This is a genomic window from Sulfitobacter sp. SH22 (genome assembly GCF_965641905.1).
GTDB lineage: Bacteria > Pseudomonadota > Alphaproteobacteria > Rhodobacterales > Rhodobacteraceae > Sulfitobacter.
This window is the reverse complement of sequence record NZ_OZ282573.1, coordinates 403,951-427,503: the sequence shown is the minus strand read 5'-3', so window position 1 is coordinate 427,503 and position 23,553 is coordinate 403,951. Positions and strand designations below refer to the sequence as shown.

Sequence of the window (23,553 nt, the reverse complement as noted above, 5' to 3'; positions counted from 1 at the left end):
TTATTCTAACAACTCATCGAATACGATAGCGCATATTGGGTTAGAGCTATCAACCGCGTGGCTCAATCTATGGCTACCGTTCACGAGAATGTACTCACTGGAGTGGCGGCGGACTAAACAGATCGGAGGCAGCCGCTTGAATTTCGAGATCTTCTCGATTCTCTGCTTATCTGTGCCCCGAGGCTGCTCGCCAAACTCGTCAACGTTACGTGATGTACTATCCGCATAGGTGAAGCCCCGCGGGGCATTTCTCAGATTACCATCCATGAAGGCGCTAAGTTCTCGGCTATCGCCAAACACATAACATGAATACGGACTATCGAAGGTTTTTACGGAAATATTCATCTTTCCGGCAGTGTATCGAGCCTCATCAATGTCCGATTTTAAAGGGAATGGATACCAAAAGTTCCATACACTTAAAGCAGATCTACCGAATGCGCGCTTGAAAGTGAAGATCAAACTGTAGCGTGGTTTATCCGCAGATATGGGCGTAACGGCGTGGTGTGAAACTTCAGAGATACCAAAAATGAACCCATTGTTCCGAGAAGGCAACCAAGCACCATCGACATCCGTGACTTTCCCGCTCTTTAATGTGAGAAGGATACCACCATCCTCCTTTTTCCAGTTTTCGTTAAGCGTTACCGTCATTCTAAATGTTTCGCCTAGATCGTTCTCGTCCGTGTGCACACCGATATAGTCACCTGCAATCATCTTGTGCGCGGCGACATCAAAATCCTCATCTACTACTTCGGCAAAGTATGCTCCGACCGTACTTGCAACCTGTGAGCGGAATTTTCTATCAAAAATGTCCTGAAAGACGGGCATTTCTGCAAGATTGCGTTCTCTCTGTCTATAGAAATACTGTTGCGCTTCTTCCCATTCGATTTTTCGAACCTCCCTATGAAGGCTGTCGTAAATTTCTGGAGAGAACACCTGGGTTATCGCAGATCCAAAGCGTCCACCCTCAGGCAGGTTTACTAGAATTGGGTTCATCATGCTGCGGCTCCTTCAACCGCGCGGAACAACAGTTTGTAATCTTCACAATAAACCGAAGGATTCTTGTAGGAGCCGCCGCCCCATCGATGCTGCAAATAACCACCGCCGCAAAGATCGAAATAGGTGCAAGATAGGCATTCACTTGCATAGCGTGCTTCTTCGGCAATATGAGCACCAACCTCCAAAGAGTGGAGAGAATCTTCCAAGCCCGCGGCCGAGACCTTAAAGCCACCAGCCCAGTCTTTTCCTGCAGCATTCACGCGCAAAGTATCTACGAGTTTGATCTCACCATCGGTCTCGATCGTTAGGTCAATTTTTGATCGGCGATGAGCTTGCATTTCAGAGTGAAACTGTCGCGCAAGAAGTGCCCCCAAGATGTCGTCGAGCAACTGAACGCGAAATGCCTGTTTATGTTGGAAATACAATCCAGCGAATCTGAGAACCCATTGCCCCACCTCTGTCGATTGAACGGAAGTCTTTCCCTCAGGCAGGGCCTCATGGTCGCCATCGCGCAAAATCAAATTGTAAGATTTTGCACCAGCCCACTTCATAAAGGAAAAAGTTTCTTCAGGTGCGTTTTTAATATCCAACACCATCAAGATGCTATCGAGCACCTCGGCTTGGCGAGCTGAAACAATCGTTTTTTCAATTTGTGCGTAGCGACTTCGACCTCTGAGGTCGAGACGGTGACGGTCATTTTCAGTTACAAAACCATCAACAGATATGGAGAACGTCAGATTTTGACTAAACTGCCGTAAGGCCTCTTCCAGTTGGGGACTAAAGATCGTCCCGTTGGTCTGAATCGTCAATCTTGCATCAGGCACTCTGTCCAAAATCCGTTCTACAAGCGACAAGAAGCGAGTTACGCCGATCAGCAAAGGCTCTCCGCCATGAAAAGCCACGAGTGGAGGGTGATTTTGGTGCCGGTAAAGATACTCAATTGCATCTACAAGGTCAGCTTGAGTAGAGTCATTCATCCGGAACGGCATGTCACGCCATGATTGGTCATGACCGTGATAGATATAACAATAGTCACAATCAAGATTACAGCGCGACGCTAGCTTGACGATCAAGCTTCCTATTTCAGGTACTTGTTCCAACGATGACCACTCAATTGTCAGCGAGTGCTCTTGTCGTAGTGTCGATCATATGCGCCTTTTGGTCCACCACCGCGATTGTAAGCCTCGAAGACTTTGGAGTCGCCATACATTTCGATGCTTTTCATCAGATCTTTTTCGGCTTTTGCCAGGAACTCCGGCGAAATTTGAAGTTCGAAATCGTTTGTACCATCGGGCATTTTGGCTCATCTCCTAGTGTAGTTCTACAACCTACCTTTAGCCTAAACCCAACGAAGGGGGCAATTTCTATTTTGAGGGCAGCCTTCCGGCGGAGGTGTACTTCTCGGTGCGGTAGTTCTTACGCAAAACTCCGCACAACCACGCCGCCTTCAGGGGTCTATGACCATTTCCAGCCGACAGTTGCGGCTCGCCTATCTCGCGCCGGAGGTGCTGAAACAGCTGACATGCGGGCGCGAGGCAACGGCGGTCAGCCTTTATGATCTGTGCTTTCTAGCCGGTGATGCTTGGCTGGAACAAGAACAGCGCGTGTTCGATTGACCGCTGACTTCTGAGCTTCAACGAAGCTTGCGCCGCGCCTGTTCCAGATAGAGCGGACGTTCGTACTTTCTGCAGCAAATGGCCGGTCAGAGCCCTCTCTACCGGATGCCGCAGTACAAACTTTGGTCTGAAATACTACCCTTAAGGGTCGGCATTGACGAGCGAGATTACCCTTCTTTATGCAATTTGGCATCTGGCGTGCCACGATCCTGCCGCTGATTGAGAAAAGCGGCACCAGCGCTGATGATCACCCCTCCGAACACCGCGATTACCCAGTCCACGGGATGGAGCGGGGAAAGGTGGAGAACACTTGCGACTGGTTCGATCTGAATCGCTCCAAAGGCCGACAGGACAGGAGCCACCGTCGCGATCCAGGCGGATCTGGAACGAAGCCGGGTCAGGGCCGCAGTAATGGCCGAACCTGCGATGATGAGGGAAGCCATTGCCATCGATCGCGCGTGAGGGACATCGACAGTCTCGCCGAGATTGAGGATGTATCCTCCGAGGATGACCGCGCTTGCGACGGCACCGACAAGGCCGATCGTTACCCATTCCCGCGGAGCGAAGAAGCTCAGTCGATTTCCTTTGCTCCGGCGCGAAAGCGCTCCTTGCGACGGCAGGTTCTGGAACACCAGCAAGGCCGTCGGATGGAGGATGAGTTCGATCCAGATGATGTGGATCGGTAGGTACAGCAGCGGATATCCCATGAGCGGGATGAGTGCTGCAGTCGCAACGAGCGGCGCGTGCAGCATGAGCAGATAGGCGAAGCTGAGGCGGAGGTTCGTGAACAGCTGGCGTCCTTCGGCGATAGCACCAACGATCGTGGCGAAGTTGTCATCCAGAAGTACGATAGAAGCGACCTCGCGCGCCGACCGCGTGCCTCGCTCACCCATTGCGATCCCGACATCCGCGCCGCGAAGGGCTGGCGCGTCGTTGACCCCGTCGCCAGTCACCGCGACCATCTCTCCCTTGGCGCGCAGCGCCTGAACCAAGGCAAGCTTCTGCGACGGTGTGCATCGGGCGACGACATCGAAATCGATCTCTGCCTCTTGCCCGTCAAGATGCGTCGCCAGGTCCTTTCCATCGATCACCCGTGGGTCCACCGCCCCGATGCCAATCTCTTTGGCGATAGCTGCGGCTGTGCGCGCATAGTCTCCGGTGATCATGATGACGCGGATACCCGCATCTTGCGCTTCGCGCACCGCATCGGCGACACCCGGCCGTACCGGATCGGAGAAGGCGAGCAGGCCGGCAAAGTCGAAGTCGGTCTCGGGCTCTTCCCCCGACCAATCGTGAAGCGACCTGCTGGCGACCCCGATCACCTTGTGGCCGGAGGCAGCCAGCTCCTGTGTGTGTTGGCGCCACAGGTCGCGTTCTTCCTCCGACAGTGTGGTCATTCCGATCACTGTCTCGGGTGCGCCTTTCATCGCGGCGATCCAGTTGCCCTCAGGTGAGCGCAGGACGGCAACCTCGCGCAGTCTGTCCTCGGTAAAGGGGAAGATGGCATCGACCTTGCCATCCCGGGGCCGTGCGCTTTCAAGAAGGATCAGGTCCAGTGGGTCGGCGGTTTCCGCGCGGGAGGCCGTCGCGGCGATCGAAAGCAGTTCGTCACCGCTACGCCCCTCGGTGGGGTGTGCTTTATGCAGCGTCAGCTGCCCCTCGGTCAGCGTTCCGGTCTTGTCCGTGCAAATACAGGAAATCCGACCGATATTCTCGACGACGACAGCGCGTCGGACAAGTGCCTGCTTTCTGGCGAGGCGGTAGACGCCAAGGCCTAGGAAGAACGAGAAGACGACCGGGAACTCCTCGGGCAGCGCGGCGATAGCGAGGGTGACCGCGCTCAGAAGTGCATCTACCGCGCCATAACCCTGAGCGTAGCGGATCCCTGCAAGTATGACGCAGAGGAGCAATGCGACGACAAGCAGGATCTGCACCAGCCGGGCGATCGCGTCCTGAAGTGGCGTCCGATCGACTTGGGTTGCGCGGGAAAGCCGCGCGATCTCTCCATAAAGCGTCTCGGTCCCGGTCAGCGCGATGACCACGCGGGCCTCGCCCGTCAGAAGACGGGTTCCGGCCATGCCCCAATGCTCCCCGTCGATCTTCACGCTTCCGGTTCCGACCGGCCGGGGAGCCAGCGGAGTCTTGCGAACGGGGAGCGCTTCGCCCGTAAGAGTCGACTCGTCAGCCTGCAGGGCATCACCGGACTGAATAAGCCCGTCTGCCGGGAAGTAGGCGCCCGCCGACACGATCACGAGATCGCCCGGAACGAGGTCTTCCGAAGGCACATCCTGCTCACGCCCCTCCCGCAGAACCCGGGCCTGAGAGGCCAGCCGCGCCCGCAGCCCCTCAGTCGATGCCTGCGTGCGTCTGTGCAGGTAAGCGTCCATGCCGGCGATTGGAATAAGGGCCGCCCCAAGGACAGCCGCCTCTGTCAAATCTCCGAGCCAGATAAACAGTATGGCAGTGCCGATGAGAAACCAGATCATCGGATCGCTAACTGTGCTGCGAACGATTTCCAGCCAACCTGAAGAACTCTCTGCGACGATGCTGTTTGGCCCGAAAGTCGCGCGCCGTTCGACCACCTGTGCAGCATCGAGTCCGTTGGTATTGTTCCACAAGTCGTGAAGACGTTCGACAGGCGCGCTACGATTCAATTGTTATTCCCGTCATAAGGTCTGAAGAGTCTGTCGAAATACGTTTTGGTGTCTCGATCCATAGCAGCCTGGCCGACGATTCACTACATAGCGAAAGCGACCTGATCGCGCTTGGTCCCCGGCAATTGGCGCTAAAGCTGGCAAACGGACTGGGGCTCGATATCTTTGTCCCACCGATGCATGTTGAACCGTCGCTGATCATCGGGGCGTGGCATCAGAAATCAAGCAAGAACGCGCTTCACACCTGGGTTCGGAACCAGATATTCGACCTCTTGCGTCCGTTGAATGAGGGTGAGGTGCAACTTCCCGGGTGACCTATTTTGAGTTCGTTGCGCAACCCCCCACATCACCCCGCACAACCACGCCGCCCTCGGGTGTCTCTGCTCGTTTCGATAGCGGTTCAACCGACCTCAACTGCGGCGCAATCCATTTTTGGCAAGCACCTGAAATAACGCGCATTTTTGAATGCGTCTCGATTTCGGTGAAGGGCGGGTGAAAAGAGACGCGGGGCGTTCGGAGACCAATTTCGGGCCAACGGCCAGTCTCCGAAAGTCGGATGGCTTCGCTAAACCCCTTTGAGCCAAAAAGAAAAAAGGCCCTCGCTCGGGCCTCGTCTCGGGTTCGCGAATGGTTTGTGGCGGAGGAAGCCAACCTGGCACCCAACTCTCTCTCATCGTAACCCATTGAAATCATTTATGTAGAATTGTGTTCGCGAGTTATTCGGTTCGAGCGGGTCTGGCAGCCAACTCACGCGCAGGCTTCGAGTGATCAGCACGGGTACATTGCTGGTCGGTGGCCGGCCATATCGTGATCGCACGCATAAAAAGGAAGGTGCCATTGCCAATGTGTCCCCGAACGCATTCGGTCCACCCGTCTCCGACGGATCTCCGCAGCAAACAACGGACCAAAGCGGTTCCACCAAAATCGAACCGTTTCATGGCTGATGTCGATGCCGCGTTCGGACATAAGATCCTCCACGTTCCGGAGCGACAGCGGGAACCGAACATACATCATCACCGCAAGGCGGATGATCTCTGGTGATGTTTTGAAATAGCGAAATGGCGAAGGTTTTGTCATCCGCAAATGCTACGAAACCGCCCTACCCTGTTCAAGTCAGTTTCTTTTGACAGTGCCCTTGATAGATATCTGCTCCTCTTTTCAACCCAAGTGCTGGGTCGATGGCGAATGCTTCATCAGCGTCTTCCGGTTCAATTAGTTCTTGCTTCAATGTTAGGGAAAAGGATCCGTTTTCACATCGCTCCATGAAGCAAGTCCAATTCCATTCCTGCCTGGCCATGTTACTGTCATGAAATTTAAGAATTTCTCTGCGCATAAAACTCATTCCGTGTTTACTAAGCTATATTGGACCGCAAATAGGCGCCTGATGACTTTTACTACGCCATCAACGCCCTATGAATTGCAACCATCGCCCAGGTGTCACGAGTGCAATAAGCAACTAGATCAGCATAAACCTTATCACGTTCCGTGGCTTCTGGATTGGTCAGCGTAACATCTTTCCACAGACGGGATGCACTTGCACCTTCCTTGATGTCGAGGTCGTCGTATGCAAGTTCAGGAACCAGAGCCGCAAGGACCTTCTTTATCGAAGCACTGCCCATGAACGCAGGATCGGTGATGGTCTCGTCCGAAAACGGCTGCATGAGGTCGATCACACGCGCGTTCAAGTTACTCAGAAACGCTGCGTGCTCCGGAAAAGCTGCAGCCATCTCAGTATTGCGACTCTTCTCGAAGGGTTCGTACCACACCAACACGGAGCCTACGTCACCGACATCCTCTCTAATCCTTTTTAGAAGCGCTGGCATCGGGTTGCTCTCATCACGGTGCAAATATTCTCTGTGCTCGATATCGCCGCCGGGTTCATGTTGAATATGCAGGGAATACTGAAACGGTACTTGCTGGTACGGACGTGTTCCGTTCCACGGTGGCAGCAGGCTCTGTGTTGTCTCGTAGTCGAAGTAATAAACTGGATAGACTATCCCGCCCAAGAATCGATCCAGCGCGTCACGGTCAATGGTCCGTGACCCTTGGGCCCGCGCAGCCAAGTATCGCCGGGTCGATTTTCCCAAGACAGATGGATCGTCAATTGCATCGATCGAAGTGATCCCAGCCTCGATCAAAGCGGAGGATTTTTCCGCATTGATGAACGGAAGACGATGGATGCTGTCTGGCGCTAGAGGTGGATCAAGCTTCTCGCGGATTTCCAGCCATTCATCGTAGGATTTCAAGCGTGCCCGTTCTGGGGCCGCATCTGGCATCGTATCACTAGCAGCCACTTTTAATGCATGGTCTATCCACGTACGCGTGTTTTCGATCTGACCGGCAACTGCTTCTGTGATATTAGTGATGGCGACCAAATCCTTTGGATCAATCTGGCCATCTCTGACGTAGTCGCGATTCACGTGTGCTACCTCGCAGCGCGAGATAGGCAAGCCAGCGCCCTCGAGGACAACACGCTGAAATGCTAGATCGAATGTGTGCTCAGGTTTGGCTGAAGTGCTGCTCTTAATCTCTGTCAGAACGTAGCCGTCGCCATCCCAACTCACGATGTCAGTGATACATGTGATCGGGCCATCCTCATACCGGCCCTGTGCGACCGCTTTCGCCCCCTCCTGCCAAGTTTTAGATGTCAGAGACGTCAGAGATCGATAGCCCGCAAAATCCGAAAATCCGAGGCGAACAAGGTCAGGGAAAAGCGCCTCAGCGTGAGGTTCAAACGCGTGCCCCTCATCAAAACGAGCTTGAAGAGCCGGGTCGATCGGCGGAAGAAGATGCTTTGCATGCTTCTTAATCCAGAGCCAGGCAGGATGCTTTAGAAACAGCATGTAGTCTGATTTAGAAAGTTGCATGCGAAATATTCATTTGTGTTGGCTTCGAAGGAGTATGCACGGGTGTCGTTGGTGAACCAAGCCCTGATGGATCAGCAATCGAAGCGTCCATTCACTGCATTTTGTTCTGTTCGCCGCGCGATAAGAACTGTGGGTCAGCAGATATTCGAACGTGAAGTCTAGAGTTCCATGGAGGCGCAACCAGCCGAGGGATAAAGCAGTCGCCCCTCCCAAGACGGTGGAACGGCACAAAAGACAATCTTTTGAAGCATTTCGATTGAACCCTACAGGACTCCCCGCTAGCGTGCAATCAGCACAAAAAATGGGCGCGCATATTAATCAAACGCGCCGAGCTGGGAGTGCAAAGTGGATAACGACAAGTCGGAGCTTCGTTGGGGAGTCGCGCAGCGCCTCGAGTTCATCGAGTTTCGATTGTTTTGGGAGGGGCATGTGAACCGCAGCGATTTGATGGAGCAGTTCGGGCTATCGGTGAACCAGGCGTCCGCCGACCTGAACCGCTACATCGGCTTCGCTCCAGACAACATGGTCTACAACAAGAGCGCGCGGACTTATGTCCGTGGCCCAGAGTATTCCGCCCAATTCCTGAAACCTGATGCCAGCCGCTACCTCGCACAGCTGCGGTCTCTGGCGGATGGCATTATGGACAACGACGATACCTGGATTTCCGCACTGCCATCCTATGACGCTGCGCCAACGCCCGCACGCGGTGTGAACCCTGTCACACTGCGATCAGTTGTCGGAGCCATCCGCCGTTCAGAGGCCATCGAGGTGAAATACCAATCCCTCTCGAGCCCGGAGCCGCGTTGGCGCTGGATTGCTCCGCATGCCATCGGGTTCGATGGCTTTCGCTGGCACACGCGGGCATTTTGCTTGACCGACGAAGCCTTCAAGGACTTCCTGCTCTCACGGATGCTTGAAATTCGTGGATCGCAAGAGAGCAGCGTGTCGGCGGAAGAAGATCGCGACTGGAACACAAAGATCACACTGGAGATCGGTCCACACCCCGCGCTTTCAGGAACCCAGGCCAAGGTCATCGCGCTCGATTACGGGATGCGTGCGGGCAAGGCGAAGATCATGGTCCGGCGCGCGCTGCTCTATTATGCGCTCAGGCGTCTCGGGCTGGATATTGATCCCGACGCAAGAAAGCCGCAGGATCAGCAGATCGTGCTTCTCAACAGGGAGGCCGTTCATGAAAATCCTGGATAAATTGTCCCGTATACTCGGCAGTCGTGACCAGCCGATGAGTGAGCCTGAAATCCAATTTCTCAACCCTTTCGAAATTCGGCTGATTGCCGAAGGAAAGCTCGAGAAACTTGCCGATTTCGCCGCGTCCGTTCGCCTGCGTGCGACCGACCCGAAGGGAGATACTCCACTTCACTTGGCAGCACGGATGGGAAATCTTGCGCTTTGTGATCTCTTCATTCGCTCTGGCGCCGATCCCGATGCACTGAACCATGAACGGCAGACACCCGCTGACGTGGCGCATGCAGAGGGCCATAGGCTAGCATCGCAGCTTCTGTCTTCGCTAGTTACGAACTCGCGGGAGTTCGAAAGCCTCGAAGCGCGCGAGGAGAACCCAATCCTCGAGACTACTGCGGACATGATTGAGGCCATTCCCCCAACTCATCTCTCAGTAGTCAATGAGACAGAGCCGGATGACGTTGGTCGGCGTCGCCAAGAGATGAGTGCGGACACTTCTTGGACTGACGACCGGGTCGAGCTTCTGACACGGATGTGGTTCGAGGGCCAGAGCGCGAACCAGATATCGAGGGAATTAGGCGGGGTAAGCCGTAATGCAGTGCTGAGCAAGGCGCTTCGTCTCGGCTTGTGGGAAAAGGAGGGTGCGGAAACTAGCAGCTCCGAAACAACTAGCGAAGTACCCCCGAATGTTGCTGCGCAGCTCTCTGCGGGGCCAGAGCAACGGCCTAGCCCGGAAATTGCGCAAACTGCGCCGGCACCCAACCAGCTGGATGACCTTGACGATTTGCTTGGTTTCGAGGCCGAGGAAGAGCCAGAGGAGTTCTTCGGCGAGTCCGCGAGCGAAACGGTTTCGGGGACATTCGTGGCGCTCGTCAGTCCGGCACCTGTGGTTTCGGACGATGAGGACGGAGATTGGGATCTTGACCTTTCACCTGCATCGATTGCCGGAGAAGGCATCGGTGCCGCCGCCGTAACCACGGATCTTGGCGCAGAGCATGACTTCCTGAAGGTCCGCAACCGCGGGCGCCAATCGGTCAAGCGCGCCGTCGTTCAGACCGGCACGCGACTGTCGATCGATCCGGAGATTTGCATCACTTGGGCCGAGGAAACTTTGGCAAAGGGGTGGTGCTCATTCAGCGATATCGAGAGCCTCGTCGCACTTTGCGAAGGCAATGGCGATCTCGAGGAATTACGCACCAACCTCTTGCGCAATCTGGAGGCTGCAGGTTTTGACCCGGTCGATCAGAGTTCCGGGCATATTGTCGGGCTCTGGGACGCCAGATCGGACACATCCTCCGACGAACTGGCTGAAGCAATCGAGGCAGCCTTAACGCGATCGACGCGGCTGCCTGGAACGCAACGCTTCGTCATGGACAAGTCCGACGAACTGCAACTGCTGGATCCCATGATCCGGGCAAAGCAAGAGCTTCAGCTGGGAATTCTCGCCTCCGAATCTGCTGTCCAAACGATCCTCGATGTCGTCGACAGCATCGGGGGTGGGGTCCGAGACCCAGGTTCTGTCTCACTGAAGACCATTATCCCCTCACGCCCCGGCCACACCGAGACGGCCGAAGTCATGGCAGCTGCGGAAGCCCTTAAGTTCTGGCAGGCAAATGGTCGCGTGTTGGACGGTAAACGGCGAAGGCAGGCACTCGCCGCGCTCGAGTCGCTCGATCTCTCTCTGGCTTTCCACAAGGAGCTCGTCAGCTCGCTCGAACAAAGCAATGCTAACCCAGAGCATGCCAACTGGCTGGATACACAGATCTCGGTTTTTGAGGCCGCCAACGAGCGCCTCATCCACGAGCACCTGCCTTACGTGCGGCGCTTTGCTGCTCGAAACGTGGAGGAAGGCGAAGACCCTGAGGACGTCTTCCAAGTGGCGTTCATGGGTCTTCAACGTTCCACACGGCGCTTTGATCCAGAGCGCGGTTATCGCTTTGTTGTTTACGCCTCCTACTGGATGCGGCAGGCCGTCATGCGATGGCGCGCTGACGAAGGCGCAGCGATCCGTATCCCCGTTCATCGGAAAGAGAAAATCGCGAGGCTCGACCTCGCTTTGGAAAGGCTCGACGTGCGGGCTGACGGCATAGTTTCCGACAGCGATCTCGCCGTTGAACTGGAATGGACAACTGACGAGGTGAGTCAGTTTCGCTCGATCCCCCGAACGGCCGAATATCCCGAAAGCATCGACGACTGGGACGAAGTATTGCCCGAACAGGAGGACGCGAATGCATTCGATCAGGCGGAGAATGAAAGAATTATCATAGACGCCCTGGCGGAACTGCCAGAGCGCGAGGCAGATATAATCCGGATGCGCTTTGGGATCGATCGCGACTCCGACATGACACTCGAGGAGATTGGCCAGATCTATGGTGTGACGCGCGAGCGCATCCGACAGATCGAGGCAAAGGCCCTCGATCGTCTTTCCCATCCGGGCCGCAAGCGTCGTCTCCAAGAATTGCTAGGCTACGACAGCAGTCGCGGATTGAAAGGCCCTTCTGTGCAGCACACAGAAAAAGATGGGGCATCCGAAACAGATAACAGCAAGCGGCAACTTATGTCGTGGACGAGATACCGTGTAGCTCGTCTTGAGGAGCTTTGGGCGGCTGGCATGAGTGCAAGTGAGATTGCGGAGGAGCTGGGGGGAACCAGCCGGAATGCAGTAATTGGTAAGTTGAGCCGCCTCGGTCTGGCAGACTCCGGCAGGGAACAACGCCAATGACTGTGCGAAATGCTCCTCCTCATCCTGGCTCGATGCTCGAATCCCTTCGGGGGCTCGGCTACGCGCCTCCTACTGCACTTGCCGATCTGGTCGACAATTCCATCGCTGCGAACTCAGGCGAGGTGGCCATTCATCTCGAATGGGCTGGTCTGGAGAGCTGGGTAAGGATCGTTGATGACGGCGACGGCATGGACGACGCGGCTCTGGAGGCAGGGATGCGGCTCGGCGCACGCGATCCGCGGGCAGAACGCGCCGCCAGCGACCTAGGGCGCTTCGGGCTGGGCCTGAAGACAGCGAGTTTCTCGCAGGCTCGACGACTGACTGTAGCCAGTCGGCAGAATGGCGGACCTGTCGTGTGTCTGCGCTGGGATCTTGACCTCATTGGTCAAGAGCCGGGCGCCGAATGGCCACTCTTTGAAGGGCCTGCGCAAGGATCTGAGCATCTGCTTGCGCCGCTTGAGCAGATGGACCACGGCACCATCGTCCTCTGGGAGAAGCTGGACCGTATCGTGACCGATGGCTTCGCCGCCACTGATATGATCGAGCTCGCCGATCATGTCGAGGCGCACCTTGCGATGACATTTCATCGTCTCTTGGATGGCCAGCAGCCCAAGCTTCGCCTCCTTCTCAACGGTAGAGGTATGAAGCCTTGGGACCCATACCTGATGGGACATCCTGGCAAGGCACTTGAAAGCCCCGAGTATCGCATCCTCCACACCACGGGTGTGACGGTTCAATGCCACGTCCTGCCGCATCGCGACATGCTTAGGCCCGCAGAACAGGAAATCGCCGCTGGGCCCGGAGGTTGGACGCAGCAGGAGGGTTTCTACGTCTACCGCAACAAGCGTCTCCTTCTCGCTGGGGGCTGGCTGGGCCTGGGCGATGGAGGCAAGCCATGGCCGCGCGATGAAGCCCACAGGCTTGCCCGAATCCGTCTCGACATACCGAACAGCGCGGACGCCGAATGGAAGATCAATGTCCTGAAGTCGACAGCCAGTCCTCCGGTACGTCTGCGGTCTCAGCTTCACCGTCTGGCATCAGAAACGCGAGATACCGCGAGACGGGTCTTCGCCCACCGGGGTCACATCACGCCTGTTTCGGGCACGCGCTCGAACGCTGTTGCTGAAGCTTGGCAAGTGCGGCGCTCCGCACAAGGTACATCCTACCGGATTGCCCGTGACCATGACCTCGTCGCCTCGATCCTGAAGCGCGCCGGATCGCTCAAGCCGGACATCCTCGCTGTTCTCAGGCTCATCGAGGAGACAGTTCCAGTTCAGCGCATCTGGCTGGATACTGCAGAAGACAAGGAGACGCCGAGGACAGGCTTCGCCGGGGCACCCGACAACGAAGTGATGGAGACGCTGTCCTCGATGTTTGAAGCACTCGTGGAATTTCGTGGTCTCAGTCCTGCTGAGGCGCGCGAACGGCTCGGTCGCACGCCCCCATTCGACAGGCACCTCGATCTGGTTTCATCCCTTGAAGTGAAAGATAAACAATGACGATTTCCAATCAGAAGGCTTTTGATTCAATACTCTCGATGGCGCAGAATATGCTTCGCCTCGCCGCAGAGCGGGCTCAGAGTCCAGTCACGCCAGAAATGATCGAAAAGGAGCTGACCAAGCTCGCGATCATGATGGAAGACGATTTTGCCCTCGTCGATCGGGACGCGCTCGTTGACGAATTGATCCGTCGATCAAGCCGCACCGTTGGCCAGAATGCCACCCTCTCAAGCGGAGAGAACCATATTCCCTGGCTCGACGCTGAAAGAAAAAGGGGCTGGACATACTGGCAACGCTACTCCGAATACATGGAGACGCGTATCCCGTGGACGGCCCTCGACGCCCTCGACGTTGCCACCGATGAAGTCCTGTCAAACCTCGAGGATCCGATCCGTGAAGGCGCTTGGGATCGTCGCGGTCTGGTGGTCGGCCACGTGCAGTCTGGAAAGACCGGGAACTACACTGGTCTGATCTGCAAGGCTGCCGACGCCGGTTACAAGATCATCATCGTGCTTGCCGGTCTGCACAATAACCTGAGAGCTCAGACCCAGATCCGCCTCGACGAGGGATTCCTCGGCTTTGCCACGATCGCGGATGCCGATGAGCTTCCCGCGGTCGGGGTCGGGCTGATCGACAACGACACATCCGTCCGTCCCAATGCCGCAACCAATCGAAGTGACAAGGGCGACTTCAATACGGCTGTCGCCGCCAAAATGAATATCAGTCCCGAACAGCGACCGTGGCTGTTCGTGGTCAAGAAGAACAAGACAGTCCTGGAGCGCTTGCTACACTGGATCCGAAATCGCGTCGCCAATCACATCGATCCCGTAACAGGTCGCAAGCTGGTCACCAATTTGCCAATTCTTGTAATCGACGACGAGTCCGATCATGGTTCAGTGGATACGGGCGAAGACGTCGTGGATGATTTTGGCAATCCGGATCTCGAGCATCAACCGAAAACTATCAACAGGCTGATCCGGGCGATTCTGCACCACTTCGCACGCAAGGCATACGTCGGCTACACGGCGACACCCTTTGCAAACATCTTCATTCACGAGCGAGGTGAGACGCAGGAGCACGGCCCCGACCTGTTCCCGTCGGCATTCATCACCAACCTTGCGGCACCGTCGAACTACGTTGGACCGGGGCGCGTGTTCGGGTCCGCTTCAAGCACGCCAGACGACCTGCCACTGGTGCGCACATTATCAGACGATGAATTCCAGCCTTGGATGCCTAGCAAGTCGACAACGTCGCCCGAAATGAAGCCGCACAAGAATGGGCATCGGCCACGCTGGAAGGGCGAAGATCGCGTGCCGGACTCGCTCGCGGAAGCAATCCGGTCCTTCATTTATGCCTGTGCCCTGCGGAAACTGCGCGGACACGGCGACAAGCACTCCTCTATGCTCATCCACGTGACCCGCTTCACCTCGGTGCAGAATGAAGTCTTCAATCAGGTAGCCACCTACGTGAGGGACATGAAAGGCCGATACACCCGCGGCATCGAACTCTCTTCTCTCGAAGCATCCATGCGCGAGGAATATGAAGCGACCTTCCTACCCGGCATGCGAGGGATCCGAGATGCCCTTGTCGAAGGGGAGACGCTGGAGGACTTCTCTTGGACGGACATTCGTGCCGTTCTGCCGGACGTTCTGTCGGACATCCGCGTGCGCGAGATCAATGGCACGGCGAAAGACGCTCTCGATTATGCCGAGAATGAGGCAACCGGCCTGAAGGTGATCGCCATCGGAGGCGACAAGCTGGCGCGTGGTCTGACGCTCGAAGGTCTCTGTACAAGCTACTTCCTCCGAACAGCCCGCATGTACGACACACTTATGCAAATGGGTCGGTGGTTCGGATATCGTGACGGCTACCTCGATGTCTGCCGCCTATACACATCCCAAGAAATGGTGGAGTGGTTCGGCCATATCGCCGATGCAGCCGAAGAGCTACGCCAAGAGTTTGACAATATGGTTGCGGCCGGTGCTACGCCCAAGCAGTTCGGCCTGCGCGTGAAATCCCACTCCGTGCTGACCGTAACATCGCGGGCAAAGATGCGAAACGCGCGCGCGATGCAGCTAACCTATTCCGGCGATCTGCTGCAGACCATCGTGTTTCCGAATCGGAAGGACGACATCGCGGCAAACTTCAATGCCGCGGATCGCTTCATCAGCGCACTTGGCCCATCGACGGACCTGAACCACCAGCACTTCGTGCCCGACGGTCAGAAGTGGAACGGTCACCTGTGGCGAGATGTGTCGGCACTCAGCGTGATCTCGTTCCTCCGTGAGTACAGGACCCACGCGGCCAGCTTCCGGATCATGAGCCCACTGATCGCAGACTTCATCGAGGAAATGAACAAAGATCAGGAACTTACGAACTGGACCGTGGCCCTGATCGGAAAAGATCAGCCCGGAACAGAAAAGTCGGTTGGTGGCGCGTCGGTCAAAATGTTGGATCGCCGCAGAGCAGCTGAGCATGCGGATCGATACTCTATCAAAACTCTCATTTCCCCCCGCGATCAAGCCATAGATCTGACAGAGGCAGAGTGGAAGGCCGCCCTCGAACTCAGCCGAAAAACCTGGCGTAATGATACGGATCGAAACGAAGGTAAGGAACCACCGTCCGAACCCAGAGGTCCGCAGATCCGTCACGTTCTCGGAAACGGCGTGGTTGAAGCGAGTATTCCGGCTCGACGAGAACGCGGCCTGCTGATGCTCTACCTGCTCGATCCTGCCGGTGCTGAGGTTCCAGAACTCGCAGATGCCCACCCCGTAGTAGCCTGGGCAATCAGTTTCCCATCGAGCACTTCCGAGAGAAGGGTCTCTAACTCAAGGTACATCGCCAACAGCGTTCTCTGGGGAGGCCTCAATGACTGGGTGGACTGAAGAGGGGCTTGCACGGGCATGGAGAGCACTCGCGCGCCAGGAAGCCAGTGAAGACTGGCGCTTTGTTCACCTCACCGGGATGGGCGCTGTCTCGGTTGAGGCAGGCTGCCACTTTCCCCTTGGACGAGAAGCGTTGATTGTCTCCTTTCCCAGCTCGTGGTCAGTGAACCCGGCACGGCTGCCTGAAGGCAAGGGATTCGATGTCGCCATTATCGAGGGTCAGACTGTCGTTGCCGGAAAGACGGCCATCGCCTTGGTGAGACGGCCGGAAGGGTCGCCGGACATCTTCGCCATCATGGTCATCGATGTCTTGCGAACACTGGAAGCCGCAGCCGGCACGCCCAATCGTGATGTGATAGAGGCCTTCCTTGAACGGGTTCGGGAGTGGCAGGCGTTCATGGCACGAACGCACCGCCCTCTCTCACCCGATGCACAGATCGGCCTTCTCGGCGAATTATGGATGCTCAGATTGCTCGCGGACACCTCCTTGGGAGCCGGTGCTCTCGACTGCTGGCAGGGACCATTGAGGGCAGCGCAGGATTTTCACGTACGCGGCGGCGCGATCGAAGTGAAGAGCACGGTTCGGACCGGCAGCTTCCTTGCCCGGATCAATAGCATAGAGCAGCTGGATGGTAATCGGGCGCCCATTTTTCTTTGTGGGTTTCGATTTGAAGAAAACACGGACGGTTTTTCGCTCGTCGATTTCGTCTCCGAACTCCGCGAGAGATTTAAGCATGCTGGAGTGCAACGCGGCTTCGAAGCCTTGCTGATGGTGATGGGGTACCTCGACGAGCATGCGCCGCTCTATGGCCGAACGCTGACATTGAAGGATACGAGGGGATTTCGCTCGGAAGGTGACATGCCGCGCCTCACGCGTGCTGCCCTGCCAGTCGCCATCCGTTCAGCTGCATATGTGCTCGATCTCGATGCTCTGGAAGTCGCCTCCGTCGGCATTACCGATCTTATCAACGAATTTGGACTGGAATGACATGAGCCTTGAAGAATTTCACCACAATTTTCGATCTGACCTGCAGACGATCATCGCCGAACGCGTGGCGGATGGTGAGGGCCCCTTTCCTTCGGAGGAACTCGTCTTTGCCGAAATGGTGATGGAGCATGTGGCGGAAACCGGGATATGCGACGCGCCGACCGTTTGCCATTGGAACGGTAAGGTCGGCAACGCCAGACTGCGCATCACCGGTTATGCCCTCAGCTCAGATGAAACGGCGCTCGACCTGTTCGTGACCCACTATTTCGGGACTAACGAATTGAACGATCTCCGCGACTCAGATGCCACTGGAACCGCCAGTGAAGGCGTGCGTTTTCTCTTTCGCGCTGCAAGCGGCCAGCTCGACACGAAAATTGATCCTACCCACCCTGTCAGGGACCTCGTTGCAACCATCCGTTCCCGATGGAACGACATCGATCGACTTCGGGTGTTCGTGATCACAGACGGGCGAACCAAGACCAAGCGGTTCTCGAACAAGGAGGTTCATCAGAAGATGGTGGCCGTCGAGGCGATGGATATCGAGCGGCTGTTTCGACACACCGAAGGAAAACCAAGAGATGAACTTGCAGTCAGTTTCGTTCAGTCGCTAGGTCGACCGCTGCCCTGTGTCCACGTCCCTGACCCTGACGCAGATTACGAATACGCCCTAACGGCTATTCCCGGGCAACTTATTCGGGATCTTTATCTTCGTTTCGGTACGACGCTGCTCGAAGCCAACATCCGCACTTTCCTCGGAAACAAACGTGCGGTGAACAAGGGCATAGTTGAAACGCTACGAAAGGAACCGGAGCACTTTCTCGCATTCAATAACGGCCTTGTCCTGGTTTGCGACGAAGCTGCGTTCGAGCGTTCCGATGACGGCAATCTGGGTCTGTCATTCCTGAAGGGGCTGCAGATCGTGAACGGTGGCCAGACAACCTCGAGTATCTATTTCGCGTCGCGCGACGATCGCACCATAGATTTGAGCCACGTCATGGTTCCGGCGAAGATCATAATTCTCAAGGGGTCTCAAGACGAAGCGCGTGAACGATTGATCAGCAACGTCTCACGTTATGCCAACAGCCAGAACGCAGTGAAAATGTCCGATCTCTCGGCAAATCGCCCATTCCATCGAGAGCTCGAAAAACTTGCGAACGACACTTGGTGCCCGGATGGAGCTACTCGTTGGTTCTACGAGCGGGCGGCCGGAGCCTATAACGTCATGCTGCTGAGAGAGGGCACCACGCCTGCCAAACGGCGCAAGCTGAAGGAGATGATCCCGCCAAGGCGCAAACTGACCAAGAACGACATTGCCAAGTACCATGAAGCTTGGCGCGGAAAGCCCAACCAGGTCGCGCTTGGAGGCGAAAAGAATTTCGCAGCACTTATGGCTGCACTCGACGAAGATCCAAATGTTGTTCCCAGCCCGCTCGATGCGAAGTGGTTTCGCGCGATGATTGCGAAGGTCATCTTGTTCAAGGCGATCGAAAGCATGATAAAAACGAAAGATGCAAAGGAGATTTTTCGCCAAGGCTATGTGAACATTGCCACCTATGTCGTTGCCGTTGTTTCGGAAAAGCTCAGTAGCAGGCTAGACCTCGAGCAGATATGGATGCGGCAGGATGTTTCTGTTGGTCTGCGCGACCTGCTCTGGGACTGGGCGGTGGTTGTCAACGCGGAATTCAACCGGATCGCCCCGGGCCAACAGCTCTCGGAAGTTGCGAAACGCGCAGATACATGGGCGAAAGTCAGAAGCGCCGACTATGCCGCACCATCGCCAACAATCCCCGAGCTGAGAACGAACTCGTAAAGAATTCTTCAAGATGCAGGAAACGAAAACCATGATGACAAGCAGAGATGGGAAACGAAACCCGAGTTGGACACGCGAAGAGTTGATCCTCGCGCTCGACTACTATCTTGACCATCGTAATGAAGATCCACGACCTAATTCGGAAGGCATTTCGTATCTGGTGGCACAAATTGCCAAAGTCAGTCAAACACTCGGCCTTACAAGCACGGTAGTGCCGTTGAGGAGTGCCAGTGCCGTAGAAATGAAATTGCGTAATTTCGCCGCACATGACCCTTTGTATACCGAAAGTGGTCGGACTAGCCTCAAGCGTGGCAACCAACTTGAAGCCATTCTTTGGAATGAGTTCTCGGAACGTCCCGGTGAGTTGAAGCGCATCGCATCCAGCATCATCGCTCTTGCCAATACGGCTGATGTCACTTCAATCGACGCAGGCGAGGATGAATTCAATATTCTAAATGGTGCAACTGGAAGTTTCTCTCCTGTTTATGGACTACTCCCTGATCCCGCAGAAGCCGATTGGGTTCCGCCGAGTGATCTGCCGTCAGAGCATGAGGTCCGATTAGTGCAATCGGGAGACACTATTCGTCGCCTGACTCACAAAGGCGCTAGTTCTGCGGCGAGGGTTACCCCTGCGTCTAAATTGAACAGAAGAACGAGAAAAATTAAAATGGATGAGCGTGGAATGCATAACGATCAAATTACGTCCACCCTTGAAAAACTAATTGATGACCTCGAACACGAAATTGCACATCTCAACACAGAAGGCGCACATCTATTTGGTCTGTCTCAGTATGAAGAGGCAATGAAGAGAGCCGAGCTTGGAAGAAGGCTGCAGACGTTTCGTCAGAAGGTCGTCGAGATTAGATCCGATTGGAGCGGGATTTCAGAAATGGTCCCTATACTCAGTGAGGCGGAGGAGCTTGATTCAAATGAGGTTTCAAGCGATACACCTAGGAAATCGCCCAGAAAGAGCTTAATCGTAATCATGGATGATGGTCGCGTCATCAGCAGCAAGACGGCAGCGGAGACATTCGCAAAAGCAATAATCGAAATGGGCGTTGAACAGGTAAAAAGTCTCGGACTTGAAGTAAATCGTGAACCTTTGATTTCAGATACTCCGTCTGAACGATACAATACTGCAAATATCGACGGATACTATGTGATGACGCACTCAAGTACTTCCCATAAAAAGGATTTACTTACACGAATCGCCGACGAGCTCGGCGTAAAGTTATCTGTGAAGGTTTCAGATTAGTCTCGCTGACCTGTCAATGCAGTTAGCAAAAGGTCAGCAATCTGTCGCGCAAGAAACGGCGGCACTGCGTTTCCGACCTGGACATACTGCTGGGTCCTGTTGCCCAAGAACAGGTAGTCATCGGGGAAGGTCTGCAGCCGGGCGGCCTCGCGGACGGTCAGGCTGCGGCACTGCATCGGATCGGGATGGATGAAGTAATGCCCATCCTTGGAGATATGGCTGGTTACCGTAGTCGCGGCGGCGTCGGCCAGTTGGACACGAAATCGGTCATTGAAGACGCCACTGTGCCAATTCCGGTGATCCGGGCTGAGCGTGAGCGGAAAATCGGCAGCCTTTGGGCTGTAGCCGCGCACTGCTCCGAACACTGCGGCGAACAGATACCGTCCAAGATCCGAGGGCATGTGCCCGCGTGTTTCGTGCTGGGCAATGGCGCGCAGTTCTGGCCGTTCAAGCCAGCGCAGCAGTTCATCGTTTGAAGTGCCATAACCATCCGGCAGGTATGACGCCGTTCGACGGCTCAGCGAGCCCGACTTCATTCGCTTGGTAACGGATGAGAATGCCTCCCGAAGCGGAGCGGTCTCCTTCCCCTTATGGATTTTGGCCAGAAGTTTCGCCGCTTCGACAACCTCTTTTCGCCACGCCGATGAATCGTCCCGACCACGACTAATGCCGCTGCGCAGCTCGGGCATCGTCCCGATCACGTCGCTGACCGTCCGCGTCAGAGCCGAGACGGCAATCTCGGCGCGCGCAGCCTTGCCAGAAAGATCGGACCGAATTCCGACGATGATGACCCTGTGGCGTCGTTGCGGTACCCCGAACTCCTCGGCGCGCACGATAAAATCAGACGGTCGCCCTGCTTCTTGCAGGCTGGCTTTTCCATCTTCCACCCGGACCGTCAGCAGATCGTAGTGATGACCTTGGCCCGTACCAAGCGACGACAGGTCTTCCATCAGCATCTCGAAGACAAGCCGACTTTCGACAGTCGAGGACAGCATGCCCTTGACGTTTTCCATCACGAAAGCCGCGGGACGAAGCCCGTCGAGCACGCGGATGTACTCTCGGAACAGGTAGTGCCGCTCATCCTCTTCAGGCACATAGCCGATCTTGCCCTTCGCCCGGGCGCGCCCCACCAGGGAATAAGCCTGACAGGGCGGTCCGCCGATCAAAATCGTATCATCATAGTTTTTGCGTAGCTTCGCGATGGCACCGTCAATCGCCGTCGCAGCAGCCTCAGTGCCGAGTTCGAGTGCACGAGCCTCATCAATGGCAAGCTGCCACGCTTCGGCGTCGACTGCTGACCAATCCGGCTCGGGGACAAGCCCCGCATGGAAATCGATGAACTCGTCGGGCAAGGCGCCGTGAAGAGCCTGGTATTCACGAAGGAACGCGCGCAGCGTCAGGGTGCGATGGGCCGATGCCTCCTTCTCGACCGAGATTCCGATCCGGAACGGCGCATGTCCGTCCTCGACGAGGGAGGCAAAGCCCTCGCCAAGTCCGCCTGGACCGGCGAACAGATCGACAATGCCGAAAGTGGCTGACAAATCAAACTCCTGACGAAATTCATTCAGTCAGTGTATACTAGGTTCCAGATCGAAGACCAGGGTGCACGTGACCGATATCGTAGACAAACAGACCCGCTCCCGGATGATGGCCGGGATCAAGGGGAAGGACACGAAGCCCGAACTGGTGCTTCGGCGGGCACTTCATGCGTGCGGCTTCCGTTACCGACTGTATTCGAAAAATGTCCTGGGGCGACCTGACCTCGTGTTTCCGAAGCATCACGCAATCGTCTTCGTGCATGGCTGCTTCTGGCACCGCCATAAGGGCTGTCGTTACACAACCACTCCATCGACGCGACCCGAGTTCTGGCAGGCGAAGTTCGACGCGAATGTAATCCGAGACGCCGCCATACGGGACCAGTTGATAGAGGCAGGATGAAGGGTCGCAACGGTGTGGGAGTGTTCACTGCGCAAGACCGACCAATTGGCGGCAACGGTTGGGCTTCTCAGAACCTGGCTGCTCTCGGACAACAGGCAGCTTGAAATTGGCGAAAAGGATATCAAGCATTCTGAGTGATCGATACTCTGCAGACTGCGCTGAAGACCAAGATGCGCTGACTCTATCTGCAGCCGCGCGCCTGATCCCGCATCACAGCGTAATCGCCCATCATCTCGACGACGGCCGACCCTTCCGGCAGAAGGGCCAGCTCCTCTGCCGCGCGCGCCTGGAATTCCCTGCCGTACCCGACGACAGGCGGACAAGCCCCGAGGCTCACAGCGTCAGAAACGTCCGTCGCGCAGCCGGTCAGCAAGCTCGTTGCGATCACGAGGACGGCGAGCCGCCGCTTCCAGCATCCGGCGTTGAACATCATTGGTTTCCTCCAAGTTTTCGAGACGTTCGGCGAGGCGGCCCGTGCGTTCACCGGAGCGCCGGAGTGCAAACAGGAACAGGAGCACTGTGAGCGCGATGGCGCCGTGGCGCAGCGCCGTCCGTATCCACGGGATGGCGGCGAACCCTGTGAGCAGACCGGCGATCACCGCCGTCCCCGCTTCCAATCGTCGAGCCGGGCGTAGATCGTGACCGCGATGCCAATGAGCGCCACAGCGATGAACACCCAGCGGAGCGTATCCAGATAGGGGACCAGCGGGAGAACGGCAGATTGAGTTTCGGCAAGAACGCTCTGCGCGACCTCGACCCCGGCCGCGCCCAGCGTCGCAACACCTGCCGCCCCGCCACCTTTCATGGTGCGGCTTTTCGCCAGCACCTCGCGCGCGGGCAGCGTGTCCTCGGCAAAGGCGGTCGCTCGGATTGCGAACCGCTCGCCCCATTGGCGGGTGGGTCCGAGATCGACATGGATGAACCCGGAGCGCGGATAGAAGCCGAACCCGAGGAAGCCGACAGCGCGCGCCGCCGCCTCAAACGTCACTGGGTCGTGGTTCGACATGGCGATATCGAAGGCCGCGCCGTTCATGTGTAGACATCGAGCCTGCGCATACGACGAGGTGCACAATTGTGCCCATTTCCGGCAACGACTTTTCGTCTGCTTTGTGCGACGGTTTTG

The 23,553-nt window shown here is 56.3% G+C and carries 17 protein-coding genes and 2 pseudogenes; 9 read left to right on the top strand and 10 right to left on the bottom strand.

Annotated elements, in window-relative coordinates; translation table 11 throughout:
- The 3 genes from ACSQ13_RS04215 to ACSQ13_RS04205 are packed head-to-tail and all read right to left on the bottom strand — an operon-like array spanning window position 1 to window position 2,293.
- A complete protein-coding gene (locus ACSQ13_RS04215; RefSeq protein ID WP_295512761.1) occupies window positions 1-996 on the bottom strand; it encodes a 2OG-Fe(II) oxygenase family protein in 996 nt (331 codons plus the stop codon).
- Window positions 993-2,096, bottom strand: coding sequence for a radical SAM protein (locus tag ACSQ13_RS04210; RefSeq protein ID WP_295512762.1), 1,104 nt, complete (start codon window positions 2,094-2,096; stop codon window positions 993-995). Before ACSQ13_RS04210 ends, ACSQ13_RS04215 begins: the two co-directional genes overlap by 4 nt.
- Before the next feature lie 17 nt (window positions 2,097-2,113).
- Window positions 2,114-2,293 carry a hypothetical protein gene (locus ACSQ13_RS04205; RefSeq protein WP_295512763.1) on the bottom strand — a complete coding sequence of 60 codons (180 nt, stop codon included), beginning with the start codon at window positions 2,291-2,293 and terminating at the stop codon, window positions 2,114-2,116.
- A gap of 160 nt (window positions 2,294-2,453) precedes the next feature.
- Between ACSQ13_RS04205 and ACSQ13_RS04200 the strand changes: the two genes are divergently transcribed.
- Complete coding sequence (locus ACSQ13_RS04200) at window positions 2,454-2,612, top strand: hypothetical protein (protein ID WP_295512765.1); 159 nt, start codon at window positions 2,454-2,456, stop codon at window positions 2,610-2,612.
- A gap of 167 nt (window positions 2,613-2,779) precedes the next feature.
- Here the strand turns inward: ACSQ13_RS04200 and ACSQ13_RS04195 are convergent, their stop codons facing one another.
- The 4 genes and pseudogenes from ACSQ13_RS04195 to ACSQ13_RS04180 all read right to left on the bottom strand — a co-directional run bounded on the left by ACSQ13_RS04195 (window position 2,780) and on the right by ACSQ13_RS04180 (window position 8,133).
- Window positions 2,780-5,266 (bottom strand): cation-translocating P-type ATPase, encoded by a 2,487-nt coding sequence (locus ACSQ13_RS04195; protein WP_295512766.1) that lies wholly within the window; start codon window positions 5,264-5,266, stop codon window positions 2,780-2,782.
- 828 nt (window positions 5,267-6,094) lie between these two features.
- Window positions 6,095-6,343, bottom strand: a pseudogene (locus tag ACSQ13_RS04190) (IS6 family transposase); the annotation flags it as partial.
- Between the two features lie 31 nt (window positions 6,344-6,374).
- Window positions 6,375-6,599 (bottom strand): hypothetical protein, encoded by a 225-nt coding sequence (locus ACSQ13_RS04185; protein WP_435988221.1) that lies wholly within the window; start codon window positions 6,597-6,599, stop codon window positions 6,375-6,377.
- Between the two features lie 61 nt (window positions 6,600-6,660).
- A complete protein-coding gene (locus ACSQ13_RS04180; RefSeq protein WP_435988220.1) occupies window positions 6,661-8,133 on the bottom strand; it encodes a DUF2779 domain-containing protein in 1,473 nt (490 codons plus the stop codon).
- Window positions 8,134-8,478: 345 nt separating this feature from the next.
- Here ACSQ13_RS04180 and ACSQ13_RS04175 point away from each other — a divergent pair, with 345 nt between their 5' ends.
- From ACSQ13_RS04175 to ACSQ13_RS04145, 7 genes are read left to right on the top strand one after another with little or no spacing between them, the layout of a single operon-like run.
- Entirely contained in the window at window positions 8,479-9,339 is an 861-nt protein-coding gene (locus ACSQ13_RS04175; protein ID WP_435988219.1) for a WYL domain-containing protein, read from the top strand.
- Complete coding sequence (locus ACSQ13_RS04170; protein WP_435988218.1) at window positions 9,323-12,055, top strand: sigma-70 family RNA polymerase sigma factor; 2,733 nt, start codon at window positions 9,323-9,325, stop codon at window positions 12,053-12,055. Before ACSQ13_RS04175 ends, ACSQ13_RS04170 begins: the two co-directional genes overlap by 17 nt.
- The gene (locus ACSQ13_RS04165; protein ID WP_435988217.1) at window positions 12,052-13,554 is read left to right on the top strand and encodes an ATP-binding protein; all 1,503 of its coding nucleotides are present in this window, start codon (window positions 12,052-12,054) and stop codon (window positions 13,552-13,554) included. Before ACSQ13_RS04170 ends, ACSQ13_RS04165 begins: the two co-directional genes overlap by 4 nt.
- Window positions 13,551-16,439: a Z1 domain-containing protein gene (locus ACSQ13_RS04160; RefSeq protein WP_435988216.1), complete on the top strand. Its 2,889-nt coding sequence runs from the start codon at window positions 13,551-13,553 to the stop codon at window positions 16,437-16,439. The genes ACSQ13_RS04165 and ACSQ13_RS04160 overlap by 4 nt, the downstream gene beginning before the upstream one ends.
- Entirely contained in the window at window positions 16,423-17,427 is a 1,005-nt protein-coding gene (locus ACSQ13_RS04155) for a PD-(D/E)XK motif protein (RefSeq protein WP_435988215.1), read from the top strand. Before ACSQ13_RS04160 ends, ACSQ13_RS04155 begins: the two co-directional genes overlap by 17 nt.
- Before the next feature lies 1 nt (window position 17,428).
- Window positions 17,429-19,237: an AIPR family protein gene (locus tag ACSQ13_RS04150; RefSeq protein WP_435988214.1), complete on the top strand. Its 1,809-nt coding sequence runs from the start codon at window positions 17,429-17,431 to the stop codon at window positions 19,235-19,237.
- 13 nt (window positions 19,238-19,250) lie between these two features.
- A complete protein-coding gene (locus tag ACSQ13_RS04145) occupies window positions 19,251-20,492 on the top strand; it encodes a hypothetical protein (RefSeq protein ID WP_435988213.1) in 1,242 nt (413 codons plus the stop codon).
- Here ACSQ13_RS04145 and ACSQ13_RS04140 read toward each other — a convergent pair.
- Window positions 20,489-22,033, bottom strand: coding sequence for a DNA cytosine methyltransferase (locus tag ACSQ13_RS04140; protein ID WP_435988212.1), 1,545 nt, complete (start codon window positions 22,031-22,033; stop codon window positions 20,489-20,491). The two genes, ACSQ13_RS04145 and ACSQ13_RS04140, sit on opposite strands and share 4 nt — an antisense overlap.
- A 103-nt stretch (window positions 22,034-22,136) precedes the next feature.
- Here ACSQ13_RS04140 and ACSQ13_RS04135 point away from each other — a divergent pair, with 103 nt between their 5' ends.
- Complete coding sequence (locus ACSQ13_RS04135; RefSeq protein ID WP_435988245.1) at window positions 22,137-22,430, top strand: very short patch repair endonuclease; 294 nt, start codon at window positions 22,137-22,139, stop codon at window positions 22,428-22,430.
- Window positions 22,431-22,771: 341 nt separating this feature from the next.
- Here the strand turns inward: ACSQ13_RS04135 and ACSQ13_RS04130 are convergent, their stop codons facing one another.
- Entirely contained in the window at window positions 22,772-23,029 is a 258-nt protein-coding gene (locus ACSQ13_RS04130) for a hypothetical protein (RefSeq protein WP_435988211.1), read from the bottom strand.
- A pseudogene (locus ACSQ13_RS04125) lies at window positions 23,026-23,475 on the bottom strand (YcbK family protein); the annotation flags it as partial. The gene ACSQ13_RS04130 and the pseudogene ACSQ13_RS04125, both read right to left, overlap by 4 nt.
- Window positions 23,476-23,553: the final 78 nt, after the last annotated feature.

What these genes read in the sequence shown, in the direction of transcription:
- ACSQ13_RS04215 (WP_295512761.1), bottom strand. Translation starts at nt 996, where the DNA reads ATGATGAACCCAATTCTAGTAAACCTGCCTGAGGGTGGACGCTTTGGA.
- ACSQ13_RS04205 (WP_295512763.1), bottom strand. Translation starts at nt 2,293, where the DNA reads ATGCCCGATGGTACAAACGATTTCGAACTTCAAATTTCGCCGGAGTTC.
- ACSQ13_RS04200 (WP_295512765.1), top strand. Translation starts at nt 2,454, where the DNA reads ATGACCATTTCCAGCCGACAGTTGCGGCTCGCCTATCTCGCGCCGGAG.
- ACSQ13_RS04185 (WP_435988221.1), bottom strand. Translation starts at nt 6,599, where the DNA reads ATGCGCAGAGAAATTCTTAAATTTCATGACAGTAACATGGCCAGGCAG.
- ACSQ13_RS04180 (WP_435988220.1), bottom strand. Translation starts at nt 8,133, where the DNA reads ATGCAACTTTCTAAATCAGACTACATGCTGTTTCTAAAGCATCCTGCC.
- ACSQ13_RS04170 (WP_435988218.1), top strand. Translation starts at nt 9,323, where the DNA reads ATGAAAATCCTGGATAAATTGTCCCGTATACTCGGCAGTCGTGACCAG.
- ACSQ13_RS04165 (WP_435988217.1), top strand. Translation starts at nt 12,052, where the DNA reads ATGACTGTGCGAAATGCTCCTCCTCATCCTGGCTCGATGCTCGAATCC.
- ACSQ13_RS04160 (WP_435988216.1), top strand. Translation starts at nt 13,551, where the DNA reads ATGACGATTTCCAATCAGAAGGCTTTTGATTCAATACTCTCGATGGCG.
- ACSQ13_RS04155 (WP_435988215.1), top strand. Translation starts at nt 16,423, where the DNA reads ATGACTGGGTGGACTGAAGAGGGGCTTGCACGGGCATGGAGAGCACTC.
- ACSQ13_RS04150 (WP_435988214.1), top strand. Translation starts at nt 17,429, where the DNA reads ATGAGCCTTGAAGAATTTCACCACAATTTTCGATCTGACCTGCAGACG.
- ACSQ13_RS04145 (WP_435988213.1), top strand. Translation starts at nt 19,251, where the DNA reads ATGCAGGAAACGAAAACCATGATGACAAGCAGAGATGGGAAACGAAAC.
- ACSQ13_RS04135 (WP_435988245.1), top strand. Translation starts at nt 22,137, where the DNA reads ATGATGGCCGGGATCAAGGGGAAGGACACGAAGCCCGAACTGGTGCTT.